General features: G+C 67.7%; 19 protein-coding genes. 6 read left to right on the forward strand and 13 right to left on the reverse strand.

Annotation, left to right across the window (positions count from 1 at the left end):
- The first annotated feature begins 1 nt into the window (after nt 1).
- Together A5787_RS16125 and A5787_RS16130 are read left to right on the forward strand one after the other, a co-directional pair.
- A complete protein-coding gene (locus A5787_RS16125; protein WP_066968694.1) occupies nt 2-448 on the forward strand; it encodes an SRPBCC family protein in 447 nt (148 codons plus the stop codon).
- Nucleotides 432-1010: a TetR/AcrR family transcriptional regulator gene (locus A5787_RS16130; protein ID WP_066968696.1), complete on the forward strand. Its 579-nt coding sequence runs from the start codon at nt 432-434 to the stop codon at nt 1008-1010. The genes A5787_RS16125 and A5787_RS16130 overlap by 17 nt, the downstream gene beginning before the upstream one ends.
- Here the strand turns inward: A5787_RS16130 and A5787_RS16135 are convergent.
- The 7 genes from A5787_RS16135 to A5787_RS16165 form a co-directional block, all read right to left on the reverse strand.
- On the reverse strand, nt 995-1453 hold the full coding sequence (locus tag A5787_RS16135) for a universal stress protein (RefSeq protein ID WP_066968697.1): 459 nt from the start codon (nt 1451-1453) through the stop codon (nt 995-997). The genes A5787_RS16130 and A5787_RS16135 overlap by 16 nt on opposite strands.
- A gap of 47 nt (nt 1454-1500) precedes the next feature.
- The gene (locus tag A5787_RS16140; RefSeq protein WP_082977263.1) at nt 1501-3039 is read right to left on the reverse strand and encodes an NAD(P)/FAD-dependent oxidoreductase; all 1539 of its coding nucleotides are present in this window, start codon (nt 3037-3039) and stop codon (nt 1501-1503) included.
- Nucleotides 3040-3153: 114 nt separating this feature from the next.
- Nucleotides 3154-3885 (reverse strand): TetR/AcrR family transcriptional regulator, encoded by a 732-nt coding sequence (locus tag A5787_RS16145; protein ID WP_156763970.1) that lies wholly within the window; start codon nt 3883-3885, stop codon nt 3154-3156.
- 144 nt (nt 3886-4029) lie between these two features.
- Nucleotides 4030-6195, reverse strand: coding sequence for a class 1b ribonucleoside-diphosphate reductase subunit alpha (nrdE, locus tag A5787_RS16150; RefSeq protein ID WP_082977258.1), 2166 nt, complete (start codon nt 6193-6195; stop codon nt 4030-4032).
- Nucleotides 6165-6644: a class Ib ribonucleoside-diphosphate reductase assembly flavoprotein NrdI gene (nrdI, locus tag A5787_RS16155; RefSeq protein ID WP_066968832.1), complete on the reverse strand. Its 480-nt coding sequence runs from the start codon at nt 6642-6644 to the stop codon at nt 6165-6167. The genes nrdE and nrdI overlap by 31 nt, the downstream gene beginning before the upstream one ends.
- A 71-nt stretch (nt 6645-6715) precedes the next feature.
- Nucleotides 6716-6955 carry a redoxin NrdH gene (locus A5787_RS16160; protein WP_066968703.1) on the reverse strand — a complete coding sequence of 80 codons (240 nt, stop codon included), beginning with the start codon at nt 6953-6955 and terminating at the stop codon, nt 6716-6718.
- Between the two features lie 518 nt (nt 6956-7473).
- Complete coding sequence (locus A5787_RS16165) at nt 7474-8070, reverse strand: NAD(P)H-dependent oxidoreductase (protein ID WP_082977259.1); 597 nt, start codon at nt 8068-8070, stop codon at nt 7474-7476.
- Nucleotides 8071-8121: 51 nt separating this feature from the next.
- On the opposite strand from A5787_RS16165, the gene A5787_RS16170 reads away from it, so the two are divergent.
- Nucleotides 8122-8724, forward strand: coding sequence for a TetR/AcrR family transcriptional regulator (locus A5787_RS16170; protein WP_066968707.1), 603 nt, complete (start codon nt 8122-8124; stop codon nt 8722-8724).
- Nucleotides 8712-9752: a DNA polymerase IV gene (locus A5787_RS16175; protein WP_231994009.1), complete on the forward strand. Its 1041-nt coding sequence runs from the start codon at nt 8712-8714 to the stop codon at nt 9750-9752. The genes A5787_RS16170 and A5787_RS16175 overlap by 13 nt, the downstream gene beginning before the upstream one ends.
- Here A5787_RS16175 and A5787_RS16180 read toward each other — a convergent pair.
- A complete protein-coding gene (locus tag A5787_RS16180; RefSeq protein ID WP_066968709.1) occupies nt 9714-10619 on the reverse strand; it encodes an SDR family oxidoreductase in 906 nt (301 codons plus the stop codon). The genes A5787_RS16175 and A5787_RS16180 overlap by 39 nt on opposite strands.
- 18 nt (nt 10620-10637) lie before the next feature.
- On the reverse strand, nt 10638-11207 hold the full coding sequence (locus A5787_RS16185) for a TetR/AcrR family transcriptional regulator (RefSeq protein WP_082977264.1): 570 nt from the start codon (nt 11205-11207) through the stop codon (nt 10638-10640).
- Between the two features lie 203 nt (nt 11208-11410).
- On the opposite strand from A5787_RS16185, the gene A5787_RS16190 reads away from it, so the two are divergent.
- The gene (locus A5787_RS16190) at nt 11411-12892 is read left to right on the forward strand and encodes a cytochrome P450 (protein ID WP_066968713.1); all 1482 of its coding nucleotides are present in this window, start codon (nt 11411-11413) and stop codon (nt 12890-12892) included.
- Here A5787_RS16190 and A5787_RS16195 read toward each other — a convergent pair.
- The 4 genes from A5787_RS16195 to A5787_RS16210 all read right to left on the reverse strand — a co-directional run bounded on the left by A5787_RS16195 (nt 12889) and on the right by A5787_RS16210 (nt 17346).
- Nucleotides 12889-13395: a homocitrate synthase gene (locus tag A5787_RS16195; RefSeq protein WP_066968715.1), complete on the reverse strand. Its 507-nt coding sequence runs from the start codon at nt 13393-13395 to the stop codon at nt 12889-12891. The two genes, A5787_RS16190 and A5787_RS16195, sit on opposite strands and share 4 nt — an antisense overlap.
- Nucleotides 13396-13590: 195 nt before the next feature.
- On the reverse strand, nt 13591-14595 hold the full coding sequence (locus A5787_RS16200) for an anti-sigma factor RsbA family regulatory protein (RefSeq protein ID WP_066968717.1): 1005 nt from the start codon (nt 14593-14595) through the stop codon (nt 13591-13593).
- A 106-nt stretch (nt 14596-14701) separates the two neighbouring features.
- Nucleotides 14702-16144, reverse strand: coding sequence for a FadR/GntR family transcriptional regulator (locus tag A5787_RS16205; RefSeq protein WP_066968718.1), 1443 nt, complete (start codon nt 16142-16144; stop codon nt 14702-14704).
- A gap of 8 nt (nt 16145-16152) precedes the next feature.
- The gene (locus tag A5787_RS16210) at nt 16153-17346 is read right to left on the reverse strand and encodes a thiolase family protein (protein ID WP_066968721.1); all 1194 of its coding nucleotides are present in this window, start codon (nt 17344-17346) and stop codon (nt 16153-16155) included.
- 63 nt (nt 17347-17409) lie between these two features.
- Here A5787_RS16210 and A5787_RS16215 point away from each other — a divergent pair, with 63 nt between their 5' ends.
- Nucleotides 17410-17742, forward strand: coding sequence for a Zn-ribbon domain-containing OB-fold protein (locus A5787_RS16215; protein WP_066968722.1), 333 nt, complete (start codon nt 17410-17412; stop codon nt 17740-17742).
- The last annotated feature ends 15 nt before the right edge of the window (nt 17743-17757 follow it).

The raw sequence follows: 17757 nt of genomic DNA on the forward strand, positions 1-17757 counted from the left end.
CATGATCAATGAGGACAGTATCGAGATAGACGCGCCGCCCCAGCTCGTGTGGGACGTCTTCAGCGATGTCGAGCGCTGGCCCGACTGGACGGCGTCGGTGACGTCGCTGACCGGGCAGGACGGATCCGCCTTGGCCGTTGGTAGGCGGTTCGCGATCAAGCAGCCCGGCCTGCAGAAGCTGGTGTGGAAGGTCGCCGAGGTCGATCCCGGCACGTCCTGGACGTGGGTGTGCCGCTCCCCCGGCGTGCTGGTGACCGCCCGCCACTACGTCACCGCCCTGCCCGGCGGCCGGACCCTGGTGCGCCAGGAACTCGATCAACGCGGCGTCCTCGGCGCGCTCGTCGCGCGGTTGACGGTCACGCGGACCAAGCGCTTCCTCGCCATGGAGGCCCAGGGCCTCAAGGCCCGGTCTGAGCAGCTCAGCCGGGCCAATGGCCCGCACGCCTGACACCGAGCGGCGCCGCGCACTTCTGGATGCGCTCTTCGATGAGTTCGCCGCGAACGGCATCGGCAACCGTTCGCTGCGCGACGTCGCCGCCGCGGTCGGCACGAGTCATCGGATGCTGTTGCACCACTTCGGTTCTCGGGAAGACCTGCTGATCGCGATCGTCGAGGAGGCCGAGCGCCGCCAGATGGCCCTCGTCCCAGGCTTGCCGGAGGATCCGGCCGACGGCTTCGCCGCGATGTGGGCCGACCTGCGGCGCCCCGAGCTGCGCCGGCTGGAGCGCCTCTTCTTCGAGTGCTATTCGCGCGCCGCCCAGGGCGAAAACCCGTTCACGCGAATGGTTCCCGGCGCCGTCGACGGCTGGCTGCGCGAGGTCGAGGCGGCCGCCGCCGGCGTTCCCCATGACGGCGCGATGGCCAGGCTCGGGCTGGCCGTCACCCGCGGCCTGCTGCTGGATCTGGTGGCCACCGAAGACGAGGCCGGCGTGGACGCGGCCGCGGCCGCTTTCGCGCGGCTGCTACGCGGACACGGCCCGACGTTGTCGGGGCCTCAGTCGGTGGTGTAGACGATCAGGACGTCGGTCTTGGCCCTGCGGGAGACTTCGGATGGGACCGATCCCAGCAGCCGCCCGGCGACGCTGCTGAGCCCGACGTTGCCGACCACGAGCAGGTCGGCGGCGATCTCCTCGGCGAGCTGCACCAGCGCATTGATCGGGGCACCGACGACCGGCTTCTCCTCCACGTCCGTGGCCCCGGCTTGGTGCGCCCGCTCCCTGGCGTTCTGCAGGATCGCGTAGAAAGGGGCCTCGCCCACCGTCCGGTAGTCCTGACCGTGGTCGCTCCCCGGCGGGATGGCGTAGCGGCCCTTTTCCGAGGTGACGGGGGAATGCGCAGTCGCAACGATCAATTTCGCGCCGTGCTCCGCAGCGATCGCGGCTGCGCGGTCCACCGCACGCAGCGACGAATCCGAGCCATCGGTGCCGACCACCACGGTCTGATAGGCGCTCATTTCCCTCCCAGTGTAAGCCCGACGGCCGTAGGGAGCCCGAACTCGGGTTATGCCCGCCCGGCGGGGCTCGGTTCCTTTCGACCGCGTGCAGGCAGTACTCCGAAGAACCGGTACTCCGCCGGCTTGACCCCACGCGTCGCCCGCCAGTACTGCCAGGTGTAGCCGCCCCACAGCACGGTGTTCTTGCCGTGCTCGTCCAGATACCAACTGCTGCAGCCGCCGCTGTTCCACACCGAGTGCGACAGCTTCTCTTGGAGCTCGTCGTTGAACTTGTCCTGCGCCTCGCGGGTGGGCGCGAGCGCCTGCGCGCCCATCTTGTCGCAGGTCTTGATCGCGTCGGCGACGTAGTGGATCTGCGATTCGATCATGAACACCACGGAGTTGTGCCCCAGCCCGGTGTTGGGTCCCAGCAGGAAGAACAGGTTGGGCACGTCGGCGACGGTGATGCCGCGATGCGCGCCGATGCCCTCGCGGTTCCAGCGGTCGACCAGGTCCTCCCCGTGCCGACCCTTGATCTGCACATAGGTGTAGGAGTCGGTGACGTGGAAGCCGGTGGCGTAGACGATCACGTCCGCCTTGTGTTCCCGGCCGTCGGCGGTGACGATCCCGTCGGGCGTGATGCGGCTGATGCCCTCGGTGATCAGTTGGGTCTTGGGGTCCGCGACCGCGCCATAATAGGTGGAGGAGTTCAGGATTCGCTTGCACCCGATGCGGTAGTGCGGCGTGAGTTTGCGCCGCAGCTCGCGGTCCTTGACCGAGCGGCGAATGTTGTATTTGCAGTACGCCTCGATGAACTTCAGCGCGTTCGGCCGCTTGGTCATGCCGTAGGCCAGCGCCTCCTGGGACCAGTAGATCCCCACGCGCGTCAACGCGCGCAGCCCTGGCACGTTCTCCATGGCCCGTCGCAGGGCCGGCGGCAGGTCCGGGTTGGAACGCGGCACCACCCACGGCGGGGTGCGTTGGTAGAGCTGCAGCTCGGCGACCTGCCCGACGATCTCGGGCACGATCTGGATCGCGCTGGCGCCGGTGCCGATGATCGCCACGCGCTTGCCGGTCAGGTCGACGCTATGGTCCCACTCCGCGGAATGGAAAGCGGGACCGGTGAATTCGTCGCGGCCCTCGATGTCGGGAAACGACGGGACGTGCAGCGCGCCGGCACCGGAGATCAGGAACTGGGCGACGTATTCGTGGCCGTCGGCGGTGAACACGTGCCACCGGTTCTCCTCGTCGTCCCAATGGCCGCGATCCACCAAAGAGTTGAACACGATGAAACGGCGCAGCCCGTATTTGTCGGTGACGCCCTGCAGGTAGTCCCAGATCTCGGGCTGATACGAGAACGGGTTCTTCCAGTCGGGCTTGGGCTCGAACGAAAAGGAGTACAGGTGTGACGGGATGTCGCAGGCGCAGCCGGGGTAGCTGTTATCCCGCCAGGTGCCCCCGATGTCGCCGGCCTTCTCCAGGATGACGAAGTCGACGCCCTGCTTTTGCAGTGCGATCGCCATGCCGAGACCGGAGAAGCCGGTCCCGATGATGAGGGCGCGGGTGTGCACCGGTTCGCGCGCCTGAGTCGGCTCGACGTATGTCATGGCATCGGTCACGGTGGATCGGTCTTCCTGTTAGCTCCGCAAATACCCAGTACCCAGGGTATCGGACGGGCCGAGTGTTATCGATGCCAGCGGCGATGTCAACGCCGCGGCAGGTCAGCTGGCTGCGGGCTTGCTGGGCACCACGCTGTGGATCGGCTGGTCAGGGTCCAGCGAGATGCCCAGCGCCTCGGCCGTGCCGACGAGGACCCCCATCATGATCGTCGTCAGGTGGGCGACGAATTGCTCGCGCGGCATGCGCCGCGGGCTGTCGGTGTCGGGGCCCAACCACCATTCGGTGGCCGAGGCGGCGGAGCCGAAGGCAGCGTGCCCGGCCAGCTCGATCGCCGCGTGGTCCAGCTCCATCTCGCGCAGCTCGTTGTCGAACATGTCGGCCACGGCCAGGGTGATGCCGCGGCCCTCTTCGAGGATCTGCGGGCTCGCCGCGGACCGGCCCTGAATGAAGACCCGCAGCACGTTGGGGTGCTTGTCGACGAGAACGACGTACTCCTCGACGGCGCGGTGGATCACCTCGCGCGCCGAGTCGGTCTTCAGGTCGATCGACGGGAAGATCGCCCCCCACAACATGTCGCGCAGGCGCTCCCCGATCGCCTGGAACAGGTCGGACTTGTCGTGGAAGTGCCGGTAGATCTTCGGCTTTGCGGTGCCGGCCTCCTCGGCGATCTCCCGCACGCTCAGATCGGGCCCCAGGCGGTCGATGGCGCGAAACGCGGCCTCGACGATTTCACCGCGCACCTTCTTGCGGTGTTCGCGCCACCGTTCGCTGCGCGCGTCGACCTTGACCCCCGGCTTGACGCTGGGGTGCGGCGGTCGGGGAATTCTCACCACATCAAGCACCATACCGCGCAGGACCGCTGACCTGGGCAGACTGGCGCCGCCGCGGCGGGCCCGGGCTTCGCCGAGCGTGCACTGGTGGCGAGAAACAGGCCCAAAATTCGCACTGGCTGCACGTTCGGCGAGATGCCATGCCGCCTACAGCATGCAGGAGACGCAGCCTTCGACCTCGGTGCCTTCCAGAGCCATCTGCCGCAGGCGGATGTAGTACAGCGTCTTGATTCCCTTGCGCCAGGCGTAGATCTGCGCCTTGTTCACGTCGCGGGTGGTGGCGGTGTCCTTGAAGAACAGCGTCAGCGACAGCCCCTGGTCCACGTGCTGGGTGGCCGCTGCGTAGGTGTCGATGATCTTCTCGTAACCGATCTCGTAGGCGTCCTGGTAGTACTCCAGGTTGTCGTTGGTCATGTAGGGCGCCGGGTAGTAGACGCGCCCGATCTTGCCCTCCTTGCGGATCTCGACCTTCGACACGATGGGGTGGATCGACGACGTCGAGTGGTTGATGTAGGAGATCGACCCGGTCGGCGGCACCGCCTGCAGGTTCTGGTTGTAGATGCCGTTCGCCTGGACCGACTCCTTCAGCCGCTTCCAATCGTCCTGCGTCGGGATGCGAATGTCCGCGTCCGCGAACAGTTGACGCACCTTGTCGGTCGCGGGCTCCCAGACCTGCTCGGTGTACTTGTCGAAGAACTCCCCCGAGGCGTACTTGGACTTCTCGAACCCCTTGAAGTGGGTGCCGCGTTCGATCGCGATGCGGTTCGAGGCCCGCAGGGCGTGATACAGCACCGTGTAGAAGTAGATGTTGGTGAAGTCGACGCCTTCGTCGGACCCGTAGAAGATCCCCTCACGCGCCAGGTAGCCGTGCAGGTTCATCTGCCCAAGCCCGATCGCGTGGGACTCGTTGTTGCCCTGCTCGATTGAGGGCACCGACGTGATCTGGGTCTGGTCGCTCACCGCGGTCAGCGCGCGGATGGCCACCTCGATCGTCTGGGCGAAGTCCGGCGAGTCCATCGCCTTGGCGATGTTGAGCGAACCGAGATTGCACGAAATGTCCTTGCCCACCTTGGCATACGACAGGTCCTCGTTGAACAGCGACGGCGTGGACACCTGCAGGATCTCCGAGCACAGGTTCGAATGCGTGATCTTGCCCTCGATGGGATTGGCCCGGTTCACCGTGTCCTCGTACATGATGTACGGATAACCGGACTCGAACTGCAGCTCCGCCAGCGTCTGGAAGAACTCCCGCGCCTTGATCTTGGTCTTGCGGATGCGCGCGTCGTCGACCATCTCGTAGTACTTCTCGGTCACCGAGATGTCGGCGAACGGCAGCCCGTAGACCCGTTCGACGTCGTACGGCGAGAACAGGTACATGTCCTCGTTCTTCTTGGCCAGCTCGAAGGTGATGTCGGGGATCACCACGCCGAGGCTCAGCGTCTTGATCCGGATCTTCTCGTCGGCGTTCTCCCGCTTGGTGTCCAGGAAGCGGTAGATGTCGGGGTGATGCGCGTGCAGGTACACCGCGCCGGCGCCCTGCCGCGCCCCCAGCTGATTGGCGTAGGAGAACGAATCCTCGAGCAGCTTCATGATGGGGATGACGCCCGAGGACTGGTTCTCGATGTTCTTGATCGGCGCCCCGTGCTCGCGAATGTTGCTCAGCAGCAACGCGACTCCCCCGCCGCGCTTGGACAGCTGCAGGGCGGAGTTGATCGATCGCCCGATCGACTCCATGTTGTCCTCGATGCGCAGCAGAAAGCAGCTCACCGGCTCGCCGCGCTGCTTTTTGCCGGAGTTCAAAAACGTCGGGGTGGCCGGCTGGAACCGCCCGTCGATGATCTCGTCGACCAGCTTCTCGGCCAGGCCGGTGTCGCCGGACGCCAGGGTCAGCGCGACCATGACGACCCGGTCCTCGAAGCGCTCCAGGTAGCGCTTCCCGTCGAACGTCTTCAGCGTGTAGGAGGTGTAGTACTTGAACGCGCCGAGAAACGTCGGGAACCGGAACTTCTTGGCGTAGGCGCGATCCAGCAGCTCCTTGACGAAGTTGCGCGAGTACTGATCGAGAACCTCACGCTCGTAATAGTTCTCGCGGATCAGGTAGTCGAGCTTCTCGTCCTGATTGTGAAAGAAGACCGTGTTCTGGTTGACGTGCTCCAGGAAGTACTGACGCGCGGCGAGAACGTCCTTGTCGAACTGAATCCTGCCGTCCGCGTCGTACAGGTTCAGCATCGCGTTCAGCGCGTGGTAGTCCGTCTCCTCGGGCGACGCATGCGTGCCGGCGGCTACAGGCTCTGCAGTGACGGTTGGTGGCACGTCTGTTCCTTCCAGAATTGGGCGAGACCGGCGCGGACGGCATCTACGTCGTCCGGGGTCCCCATGAGTTCGAAGCGGTAGAGATAGGGAACGTCGCACTTGCGGGCGATGACGTTGCCCGCATAGGCGAATTCGGCCCCGAAGTTGTTGTTGCCCGCGGCGATGACGCCGCGGATCAACGACCGGTTGTGCTCGTTGTTCAAAAAAGCGATGACCTGCTTGGGGACGTAGCCCCCGGCATCGAGGTCCGGTGTGGCCCGGCCGCCGCCGTAGGTCGGCAGGATCAGGACGTACGGCTCATCGACCTCGATGTGCCCGTGCAGCGGTATCCGCGTGGCGGGAACACCCAGCTTCTGCACGAAGCGGTGGGTGTTCTCCGACACAGAAGAGAAATAGACCAGTGGTGATCGCAAGCGCGGCGTAGCCGGGCGCAGCGGGTCGCCGCTCATCCAACCTAGGTTGCGCCCCGTGGCATCCATGGCACCGCAACCTTCCTTACCTGACGTCCGCCGCTCGATGCTCAGGCGCTGAGCGCCGACCCCGCGAGCGACTTGATGCGATCCGGCCGGAAGCCCGACCAGTGGTCGTTGCCCGCCACCACCACGGGGGCCTGCAGGTAACCGAGCGCCATCACGTAGTCCCGCGACTCCGCGTCCAGCGTGATGTCCACCTTCTGGTAGGCGATGCCCTGCTTGTCCAGGGCCTTGAAGGTGGCGCTGCACTGCACGCATGCCGGCTTGGTGTACACGGTGATGGTCATGGATGCCGCTCCTTTGCGGAAGGTGGGGACGTGGTACGGACTGGCAACTACCGGGGTAATACGTCTTCGCTGTGTTCAGCGGCCCGTCAGGGCCCCGAATTCCCGTCCTGCGGCCGTCCACGTCGGAGCAGCTTGCTTCGACATCTTCGAGCCGATTCGGGGAGGTCCCCCAAGCCCGGCCAGCCTGGGGATCCTGGGATCTGCCGGTGCTCGAAACACTACACCTAGTGGCCGACAAGTTGTCCAGATACAAGATGTTCTGAATAACAATTTTGAAATTCGCTGGTCGCAAGCCCTCGACCCGACACCCGCCCGGCGTGTCGCACGTCACATCGCGATCGAGGAGTTCCACGCGCACCGGTATAGCACCGGCCACCGACAACTCCCGGATGATCGCCATGCCGCGGCCGCCGCCACCGGGCCCCCAGCAAAGCCGCCGGCCGCGCTGGCGGCTTCGGCTAGCCCGTTATCGAAACGGTGCTGGTGGCCGGCGAGCGGCTTGTTCGTTATCGCTAAATTCAGCCCACTTCGGCGGCGAGCTTGCCGACCACGTCGCGCACGTTCGCGGTCAGCTCGGCGTCTTCGGCGGGCGCCTTGCCGTCCAGCTTGGTGAACTGCACCGAGAGTTTGATCGCGTCGACCACCCGGGCGCCCGCGATCCCGAACGACTTGCGCGTCTCGTCGTGCGCCCACACCCCGCCGTAGCGTCCGAAACCCCCGCCGATGACGGCCAGCGGCTTGCCCTTCAGCGCGCCGTCGCCGAATGGGCGGGACAGCCAGTCGATCGCGTTCTTGATGACCGCCGGGATGCTGCCGTTGTACTCCGGCGTGACCACCAGGGCGGCATCGGCGTCGGTCGCCGCGGCGCGCAGCACGGCCACCGGGGCCAGCGGCGGGGCGGCGGCGTTCATCGCCTCGTCGATCTCCTCGTTGTAGAACGGCAGCTCATGCAGCCCTTCGAAGATCGTGACGGTGACGTCGTCCGGGGCGACGGACCCGGCCAGCTCGGCGATCTGGCGGTTGATCGACGCCGAACGCAGGCTGCCCACTAACGCCAAGACTTTGATCCCTGCCACTGTTTCGTTCCCTTCGGTCGTTGGTCCCCATCCTCGCATGCCCCAACCGGACTCTAGTCCGGATTATTCCGGCGGCGTTAAAGTGCAGGAGTGAGCGCTGTGGAGCGGTTGGGCGAGCTGCCGGTTTCCGTGCCCCAAGAGCGCGGCGATGCGGCGCGCAACCGCGCCCTGTTACTGCAGGCCGCCCGCGCCCTGGTTGCCGAGCGCGGCGCCGACGCCGTCACCATGGACGACGTCGCCGCGGCCGCGGGCGTCGGCAAAGGGACCCTGTTCCGCCGGTTCGGCAGCCGCGCCGGCCTGATGATGGTGCTGCTCGACGAGGACGAACGCGCCAGCCAGCAGGCCTTCCTCTTCGGTCCGCCGCCGCTGGGACCCGACGCGCCGCCGCTGGATCGCCTGGTGGCGTTCGGGCGGGAGCGGATCCGGTTCGTGCACACCCACCACGCGCTGCTGTCCGCGGCCAACCGCGATCCCCACAACCGCTACAACGCGCCGGCCACAGTGCTGCGCACTCACGTGCGGGTGCTGTTGGCCTCGGCGCGTACGACCGGCAATCTGGGCGTCCAGACCGACGCGCTGCTGGCCCTGCTCGACCCGGATTACGTGGAGCATCGACTCGACGAGGGCGGCCACACCTTGGAGACATTGGGGGACGCGTGGGAAAGCCTGGCGCGCAAGCTGTGCGGGCGGTGACGAACTGGATCCTGCACGTCGACCTCGACCAGTTTCTGGCGTCGGTCGAGCTGCGCCGCCACCCCGAACTGGCCGGGCTGCCCGTCATCGTCGGCGGCAGCGGCGATCCGGCCGAACCCCGCAAGGTGGTCACCTGCGCCTCGTATGAGGCCCGGGAATTCGGGGTGCATGCGGGCATGCCGCTGCGCAGCGCCGCGCGCCGCTGCCCGGACGCCACCTTCCTCCCGTCGGATCCGGCCGCCTACGACGCCGCGTCCGACGAGGTGATGGGGTTGCTGCGCGACCTGGGGCATCCGGTCGAGGTGTGGGGTTGGGACGAGGCGTATGTCGGCGTGGCGGCCACCGACCCCACCGAGGTCGCCGAGCAGATCCGCACGGCCATCGCGTCGGCAACCGGGTTGTCGTGCTCGGTCGGCATCAGCGACAACAAGCAGCGCGCCAAGGTCGCCACCGGCTTCGCGAAACCGGCCGGCGTCTTTGCGCTCACCGATGCGAACTGGATGACGGTGATGGCGGACCGCCCGGTCGACGCGCTGTGGGGCGTCGGTCCGAAGACGGCGAAAAAGCTTGCGGCCCTGGGCATCACCACGGTACGGGAGCTCGCGCACGGCGATGCGGAGTTGCTGACGGCCACGTTCGGGCCGCGCACCGGCCTGTGGCTGCTGCTGCTGGCCAAGGGCGGCGGCGACGCCGACGTCAGCGCCGAGCCATGGGTCCCGCGCTCCCGCAGCCACGTCGTCACCTTTCCGCGCGACCTCACCGATCGCGCCGAAATGGACTCGGCAGTAACGACATTGGCGCGCCAGGCGCTGGACGACGTGCTGGCCGCCGGGCGCATCGTCACCCGCGTCGCCGTCACCGTGCGGACCGCCACGTTTTACACCCGCACGAAAATCCGCAAGCTGGCCGCGCCTACCACCGACCCGCAGACCATCACCGACGCCGCCCTGCGCGTCCTGGACCTCTTCGAGCTGGACCGTCCGGTCCGGCTACTCGGGGTGCGACTCGAGCTGGCGATGCCCGGCTAGCGGAGCCGGGCTTGGCTTCAACGCGCGCGTGAAGATCACGTTGACCTGACGCATCGCCACGCTGTAGGGCCACCACGCCAGCCGCTTGAACGCGTACAGCGCGCGGATGTCGGCCGACGTGTAGATGAGGTACCGGTTCTTTGCCACGCCGGCGAGGATCTTCTCGGCCGCCCGTTCCGGCGACACGGCGTGCCCGCTGAAGCGGTCCACCCAGCGGGCGACGCCGGGGTCCTCGCGGTCGACGCCGGCGATCTCGACGGTGTCCACCAACGGCGTCTTCACCGCGCCCGGCACCACGACCGAGACCCCGACGCCCTGGCGCGCCAGGTCGAAACGCAGCACCTCGGACAGGCCGCGCAGCCCGAATTTGCTTGCGCTGTAGGCGGCGTGCCACGGCAACGCGACCAGCCCGGCCGCCGAGGACACGTTGACCAGATGCCCGCCGCGCCGGGCCGCCACCATGGGCGGGACGAACGTCTCGATGACGTGGATCGGACCCATCAGGTTGATCGCGATCATCTTGCTCCACTGCTCGTGGGTCAGGCGGTCGACGGTGCCCCACGCGGACACGCCGGCGATGTTCAGCACCACGTCCATGCTGGGATGCCCCGCGTGGACGTCGGCGGCGAACGCCGCGACCTGGCCGTAGTCGGAGATGTCGAGCGCGCGGTGGACGGGCACCTGCGCGCCGAGCGCCCGGGCGTCGGCCACCGTCAGCTCGAGGCCGTCCGCGTTGCGATCGGTCAGATACAGCTCGGCGCCGTCGGCGGCCAGCCGCAGGGCGGTCGCGCGTCCGATGCCGCTGGCCGCACCCGTGACCAGGCACCGCTTGCCCGTGAAATATCCCCCGGAAGGCCTCCGCGCCATGGCCGTGACCCTACCGCGTCAGGTTTGGCCGCCGCCCCAGAGCGAATGCAGCCACAGCTGCTCGAGCACGCGTACCCGGCGCTCCACGTCGTCCTCGGGACCGACCAGGATGGAGTCGCCCGTCAGCATCAGTGAGGTGGTGCCCGCCAGGGTGCGCACCAGGGTGGGGATGTCGTCGCTGATCGGGTTGGCGGTGCCGGCCTTCATCTCGGCGTCCACGACCGCCGCGATCTGGCGGAGCACCACCTCGAACTGCCGCTCGAGAATGTCGCGGATCTCGATGTCGGTGTAGCGGGACACGTTGCAGGCCGTCATCACCGGGTCGTTGTGCGCGTACACCGCGGCGGCGCTGCGGACCATTCGCTTCGCGAACTGCTCCGGCGACTCGCCCGGCTCGCGGGGGGCGAAATACTGCGTGAGCTCCTCGAGTTCCTCGGTCGCGTCGGCCACGATCTGGGCCAGCACCGAGTACTTGGAGTCGAAGTAGAAGTAGAAACCCGATCGGGCCACGCCGGCCCGCTCGCTGATGGTGCTGACCGACAGCTCGGCGAACGGCTTTTCCTCGAGCAGGTCGCGCACCGCCTGCATGATCGCCTGCCGGTGCTTGTCGCCCCGCCGGCGCGCGCCCGGTTCGCCCGGCTGCGGATTGGCGGCGCTGCTCACCCCCCCGACCTTGCACCACGCCGTCGGAAAAGCAAACTTGACAGCCGTCAAGTTTTTCCCGAAGGATGTGAATCAGTGACCGCTGTCACCCGCCCCCCGGGCCTGCACAGGAGCGCAAAGGAGCGTCAATGGCCGCCACCATCAGCACCCCGCACTACCTGCTCGACCAGGCGCGGCGCCGGTTCACACCATCGATCAACAACTTTCCGGGCATGGGGCTGGTCGAACGCAGGCTGCTGAACACGCAATTCCCGGAGCGCAAACTCGCCGAGCCACCGCCGGGCAGCGGGCTCAAGGCGGCCGTCGGCGACGCGGGCCTGCCCGTCATCGGCCACATCATCGAGATGCTGCGCGGCGGACCGGACTATCTGCTGCACATGTACCAGACCAAGGGGCCCGTGATCTTCGGGGACTCGCCGGTCCTTCCGGGCATCGCCGCCCTGGGCCCGGACGCCGCCCAGGTCATCTACTCCAACCGCAACAAGGACTATTCGCAGCAGGGCTGGGTGCCGGTGATCGGACCGTTCTTCCGCCGCGGCCTGATGCTGCTGGACTTCGAGGAGCACCTGTTTCACCGCCGGATCATGCAGGAGGCGTTCATCCGATCCCGCCTGGTCAGCTACGTCGAGCAGATGGATCAGGTGGTCTCCCAGACGATCGCCCACGACTGGGTGGCCAATGACGCGCGTTTCCTGCTCTACCCGGCGATGAAGGAGCTGACGCTCGACATCGCGTCGATGGTGTTCATGGGCCACGAGCCGGGCACCGACCACGAGCTGGTGACCAAGGTCAACAAGGCGTTTGCGATCACCACGCGGGCGGGCAACGCGATCATCCGCACTCCCGTGCCGCCGTTCACCTGGTGGCGGGGCATCAAGGCGCGCGAGCTGCTGGAGAACTACTTCCGTGAGCGGGTCAAGGAGCAGCGCGCGAACCCCGGCACCGACCTGCTGTCCGTGTTGTGCGAGACCGAGGACGACGACGGCAACAAGTTCTCCGACGAGGACATCGTCAACCACATGATCTTCCTGATGATGGCCGCGCACGACACGTCGACGTCGACGGTCACCACGATGGCCTACAACCTGGCCGCGCACCCCGAGTGGCAGCAGCGCTGCCGCGAGGAATCGGACCGGCTCGGCGACGGGCCGCTCGACATCGACTCGCTCGAGAAGCTGGAGTCACTCGACCTGGTGATGAACGAGTCGATCCGGCTGGTGACGCCGGTGCAGTGGGCCATGCGCCAGACCGTCCGCGACACGGACCTGCTGGGCTACTACATCCCGAAGGGCACCAACGTCATCGCCTACCCCGGCATGAATCACCGGCTGCCCGAATTGTGGACGGACCCACTGAAATTCGACCCGGAGCGGTTCACCGAGCCGCGCAACGAGCACAAGCGACACCGCTACGCGTTCACACCGTTCGGCGGCGGTGCGCACAAGTGCATCGGAATGGTGTTCGGGCAGTTGGAGATCAAGACGATCCTGCACCGCCTGCTGCGCAGGTATCGGCTCGAGTTGCCCCGCCCGGGATACAAGGCCGAGTGGGACTACGGCGGCATGCCGGTGCCGAAGGACGGCATGCCGATCATGCTGCGCCCGCTCTAGCCGGCCGCGAGCCGGTTGGCGCACGCTATCACCGCGCGCAGCGCGGCCTGGGTCGGATCCTGTGCCGAGCCCATCGCCCATTCGGGGCGAATCCCGTTGCTGCCGTGGATGAACGTCGTGGTGATACCGCCCGAGCGCAGCTGGTGAAACCTCAACGTCTCCACCGTGATCGCGCGCTGGTGCAGCATCGCGGTGAGCGCGGCGATCGGACCGCTGGCGGCGGCCGTGGAGGTACTGAGCTGATCGCCGACGGCGATCGTGGCCCGATAATTGCGGGCCTGCGGGCCGAGCCGCCCGGCCGGCCGCTCGGTGTCGGTGCAGGCGAAGTGCCCCAGCCGGACCGGGCCGGCGCTGTGACCGTAGGTGGCGACGAAGGTCGCCCAGGACATCGCGCCGGCCTCCTCCCGAAGACCGCGCGGCAACTCTGCGCCGAAGTGGTGGGCGAACCACGCGGCCGCCGGGCACTCGCGCGCCGATGGGGAACGGGATTGGGATAAAGCCATGGTTTCGGTCTTCTCTGATCGAGAGGGACGACCGACGGCAGTAGCTTCCGACCCACAGCGGGGGGTCGGTCTGGGATCAGACCCCGCTGCGGGTGCTGGCTACTACGGCACGCTGAACAAGACGCACGAGCGCGACGATAGACGCCCGCGTGCCGGCAACGCAAACTCATTTTGGGCTCAGTGGCCGCTGGCGCGTCAGCCGTTCGGCCCGGGCGACTGTTCGAACCGAAGATATGCCTGGATCGTCGTCCCGGCCGACGTGGTGTGCGTGCGCACCAGGTCGGATATCGCGTTGACCAGGTACAGCCCGCGACTGGCGGGACCGCTCGGGCCCGGATCCAGGCGCCCGACCAGCGGGTCGTCGAACCGTCCGGTGTCGCGCGCCTCGCAGACCAGATGCTCGTCCTGGCGCCAGAAGGCCAGTCGGCAGGCCCCGTCGGTATGCATCAGGCTGTTGGTGGCCAGCTCCGTCGCGATCAATTGCAGATCATCGATTCCGTCCTGGGACATGCCCACCCAGCCGGCGTAGTTGACGGCGAACGACCGGGCCGGGCTGAGGTCCGCGGACTTCCTGACCATGTACATGACGGCCCCCGGCTTCGCATTCAGCGGCCGGTTGCACCGCTGTAGGGCATCGCCGGGCGCGTACTCGGCGCTGCGCTGCAGCACACCGCGGCCCCACAGGAAGGGGTGGGTCGCGCGGGCCTCCGCCAGCAGCTCGTCATCGAGCCGGCTCGCGTCGTAAAGGCACAATTTCGTCACCGGGTAGCCGTCGAGCGCTTCGTTGACCAGCGCCTCGTGCTCCACGCAGGCGACGAACTCATCGTCGCGGCGTCCCGGCCAGGCCAGCTGGCTCACGATCCGCACCCGCCGGTCGGAGTGGTCGTCGACGAAGGCACCCTCCATTGCCATGAACCGGCTCGGGTTGCGGCCGACTTCGGCGATGTCGGCCATGCGCAATTCGGTAGTGAATCCGCCGACCGAGCCGGACAACGCGTCGTGCAAGAGGGCCAGCTTGTCGCCGGGCACCGCCACCAGCACCGCCTCGTCGGCCGTCAGGCCGTCGCGGACGAAGCCCACCACAGATTCGAGATAGTCCTGCTGCGAACGGTAAAGGAGCGCCGAATGGATGAAACCCGGGTGGCCGGCTTGCGTCCCCTTCAAGCCCTCCCGCATTCCAGCGCTGTCGCTGTCGATCACTACTGCCAACCCCCTGCTGGACCGGCCCGTCTACGTTCCCCCTCCCCATACCCGATAAGGACGTTCGGTAAGCAAACGAACGGATCGCGACCGCGCGGGGAGGCTCCTACAACCACCAGGAGGCGGCGGCGTCCAGATGACGACGGATGCGGTACCGGGCGAGGCTGTCGTCGCCGGCCCTGATCGCCTGCAGGATCCGCACGTGGGCGTGCTCGACGGCGGCCACGTCGTCCCACGTCGGCTCGGCCTGCCCGGTGCTGGACCAGTGCCGGCGAAACAGCTCGATGATGATCCGAAGGAACAAGTCCAGCAGCGTGTTTCCGGCCAGTTGCGCCAGGCCGAGGTGGAACCGGACCTCGTCGACCATGGCCTCGGGGGCCTCGCGCACGCCGCCCTCGGGGGCGCCCCGATGCGACTCCAAGAAGGCCGCCACCCCGGAATCGCTGCGCCGCTTGACGACTCTGGCGACGTTGTCGATCTCGATGGCCTCGCGAACGCTGCGCAGGTCCTCGCCGGTGGGCTGGCGGTACTGCAGGTACAGCGCAATGGTGTCGATGCTCGCCTCCGCCCGCGGGCGGGTGACGATCAGCCCCCCGCCGGGGCCGCGGCGCATCTGCGCAACGGAGTGATATTCGAGCAGCCGCACCGCTTCCCGGAACACCGCGCGGCTCACCCGGTAGCGCTCCACCAGGGCGGTCTCGGTTCCGAAGACCGAACCGGCCTGCCAGCCGCCGTCGGCGATCTCGTCGCCGATGGTGGCCGCCAGCAGCTCGGCGAGCTTGCCCTGCGGCGCATCGCCGTCGAGCCGCCGGCGGGGCGCGCGCGGGCGGCCTTTGCCGCCGGGGTGATGCCGCTGCAGCCAGGCGGTCACCGCTTCGACGTGCCGCTCGGACAGCGACCTGGCCCGCGCCGCGTCGCCGGCGGTGACTGCGGCGACGATCTCGGCATGGTGCTTGTGCATGTGGTCGACCGCCTCGATGGCCTCGGTTGCCGAGTCGGTCCGCGACTGGAGAGCGTATCGGGTGGTGAGCCTGATCAGGATGTCGATGAACAGTTGCAGCACCGGGCTCTTGGATTGCCCCGCCAGGGCGATGTGGAACTCATCGCGCGGCGCCGGCATGCCCGGCCGCCAGTGCTGCTCCGCGCGCAACACCGAACGCAGGCGGTCGATGCCGATTTCGTCGATCCGCTCCGCGGCCAGCGAGGCCGCCAGGGGCTCCAGCACCAGGCGCGCATTGAGCAGGTCGACCAGCGTGGTGCCCACGTACTCGAGATAGATGACGACGGCGCGGGTCGCGGGGCCGGCGTCCGGCGCGCAGATCAGCAGCCCGCCGCCCGGTCCGCGGCGCGTGCGGGCCACCTGGTGATGTTCGACCAGGCGAACGGCCTCCCGCAGCACCGATCGGCTGACGCCGTAACGCTGTTGCAGCGCCTGCTCGGAGCCCAGCGATTCACCGACGGGCCAGCCGCGACGAACGATATCCGCCTCGATGTGGCGGGCAATCTGTGCGGCGAGTTTGTCCGGGGGGTCGGAATCGCGCTGTGCCACAAGTTATCTCAGCATGTGAGCAGCATGCATCCGGCGACGGGCCCGCCGCCCACGGAGACCACGCCGACCTCCGGGCGTTCGGACACCTGGCGCTCCCCCGCCTCGCCGCGCAGCTGCAGGCATCCCTCGTGCAGGGCCCAGTATCCGTGCATGCGCCCGGCCGAGAGCTGGCCGCCGTAGGTGTTCAGCGGCAGCTGGCCGTCGCGGGCGATCCGCGCGCCGCCCTCGACGAACGGCCCGCCCTCGCCGTCGCCGCACACCCCGAGGGCTTCCAGCCAGGCAAGGGTGAGGTACGTGAAACCGTCGTACAACTCGGCGACATCGAGGTCGGCCGGCGCCAACTGCGTGCGGGACCACATCTGTGCCGTCGCGTCCGACATCGCCATCTTGGGGTAGTCGGGGCGGTGGAACCAGCCACCGGCACCGTCGGATCCGCCGATCGCCTCCACGGCCACCACACGGTGCGGGCAGTCGCGGCCGTACTCCGCGTTCGACACCACCACCGCGATCGAACCGTCGATCGGGACATCGCAATCCAGCAGCCCGAACGGCGTGGACACCGGGCGCGCTCCCAGGTAGTCGGCCATGGTCATCGGTTCGCGGTAGACCGCGAGCGGATTCAGTGCGGCGTTGCGCCTGCCGTTGAGCGCCAGCCAGCCCAGCTGTTCCTTGGTGGTCCCGTACAGCTCCATATGACGACGGCAGTTCAGCGCCAGCCAGTTCGCCGCCGAATAGGCCTGGGCCGCAACCAGATCATTGACGTCGTCCATCGCGCCGACGGCGGGCTTCGGGGCGCCCTCGGGCGTGTCGAACATCCGCGCCAGGGCTGGCGCGGACGCGTTTTCTTCCTTTTTGACCGGCACCGTGCCGCCGAGCATCTGGATCGTCCGGTAGATCACCACATGGCGCGCGCGTCGCTCGGCGACCGCCCGGCACGCCGACATCACCGGGCTCAGCAGGCCGCCGGTGCCGAAGCCCGCCCCGCAGTCGGCCGCCTCGATGCGCAGTTCGGTGTTGACGTCCGCGGCCGGCGTGTCCCCGAGGGTGGCGATTCCGTCGATGTCCGCGGGCGCCAGGCCGGCATCCTCGATGGCCGCCCGGACCGCCTCCATGGTCAGCTCCAGGCCGGGAATGCCGGTGCGACGGCCTATTCGCGAGATGCCGATGCCGGACAAGATCGCGTCCTTCTCGAAATAGGTCATACGCACCGCCCGTCCACACGAACCGCCACCCGCATCGGATCAATAGAGTGTACTGTATTGGGCGTGTCGAGCCAGCTGCTCATCGAACACTGCGACAAGTGCGCCCGCTGGGTGCATCCGGCGGCCGGCGAATGCCGCGACTGCGGCGCCCCGCTGGTGGCGCGACCGGTATCCGGCCGCGGCACGGTGTTCACCTACACGGTCAATCACCACCCGTACAACCCCGACATTCCGACCCCCTATGTGATCGCCATCGTCGAACTCGCCGAACAGAGCGGGCTGCGGGTGGCGGCCAATATCGTTGGCTGTAACCCCGATTCGGTGACGTGCGGGATGCCCGTCGATATCCAGCCCCAGAAGGGCAGCGGCGGCGCACCCCAATTCGCGCCGGCCTGAGCGCGAGCAGACCGA

Origin of the sequence: Mycobacterium sp. 852002-50816_SCH5313054-b, assembly GCF_001667185.1 — a bacterium.
In the GTDB taxonomy this organism is placed as follows: Bacteria; Actinomycetota; Actinomycetes; order Mycobacteriales; family Mycobacteriaceae; genus Mycobacterium.

Excerpts from the sequence above, each read along its gene's own strand:
- A5787_RS16185 (WP_082977264.1), bottom strand. The coding sequence starts at position 11,207 with ATGCAGGCGGTGCGCGACCTGCTCGAGGAAAAGCCGTTCGCCGAGCTG.
- A5787_RS16190 (WP_066968713.1), top strand. The coding sequence starts at position 11,411 with ATGGCCGCCACCATCAGCACCCCGCACTACCTGCTCGACCAGGCGCGG.
- A5787_RS16210 (WP_066968721.1), bottom strand. The coding sequence starts at position 17,346 with ATGACCTATTTCGAGAAGGACGCGATCTTGTCCGGCATCGGCATCTCG.
- A5787_RS16195 (WP_066968715.1), bottom strand. The coding sequence starts at position 13,395 with ATGGCTTTATCCCAATCCCGTTCCCCATCGGCGCGCGAGTGCCCGGCG.
- A5787_RS16180 (WP_066968709.1), bottom strand. The coding sequence starts at position 10,619 with ATGGCGCGGAGGCCTTCCGGGGGATATTTCACGGGCAAGCGGTGCCTG.
- A5787_RS16165 (WP_082977259.1), bottom strand. The coding sequence starts at position 8,070 with ATGCGAGGATGGGGACCAACGACCGAAGGGAACGAAACAGTGGCAGGG.
- A5787_RS16130 (WP_066968696.1), top strand. The coding sequence starts at position 432 with ATGGCCCGCACGCCTGACACCGAGCGGCGCCGCGCACTTCTGGATGCG.
- A5787_RS16135 (WP_066968697.1), bottom strand. The coding sequence starts at position 1,453 with ATGAGCGCCTATCAGACCGTGGTGGTCGGCACCGATGGCTCGGATTCG.
- nrdI (WP_066968832.1), bottom strand. The coding sequence starts at position 6,644 with ATGAGCGGCGACCCGCTGCGCCCGGCTACGCCGCGCTTGCGATCACCA.
- A5787_RS16160 (WP_066968703.1), bottom strand. The coding sequence starts at position 6,955 with ATGACCATCACCGTGTACACCAAGCCGGCATGCGTGCAGTGCAGCGCC.
- A5787_RS16125 (WP_066968694.1), top strand. The coding sequence starts at position 2 with ATGATCAATGAGGACAGTATCGAGATAGACGCGCCGCCCCAGCTCGTG.
- A5787_RS16140 (WP_082977263.1), bottom strand. The coding sequence starts at position 3,039 with ATGACATACGTCGAGCCGACTCAGGCGCGCGAACCGGTGCACACCCGC.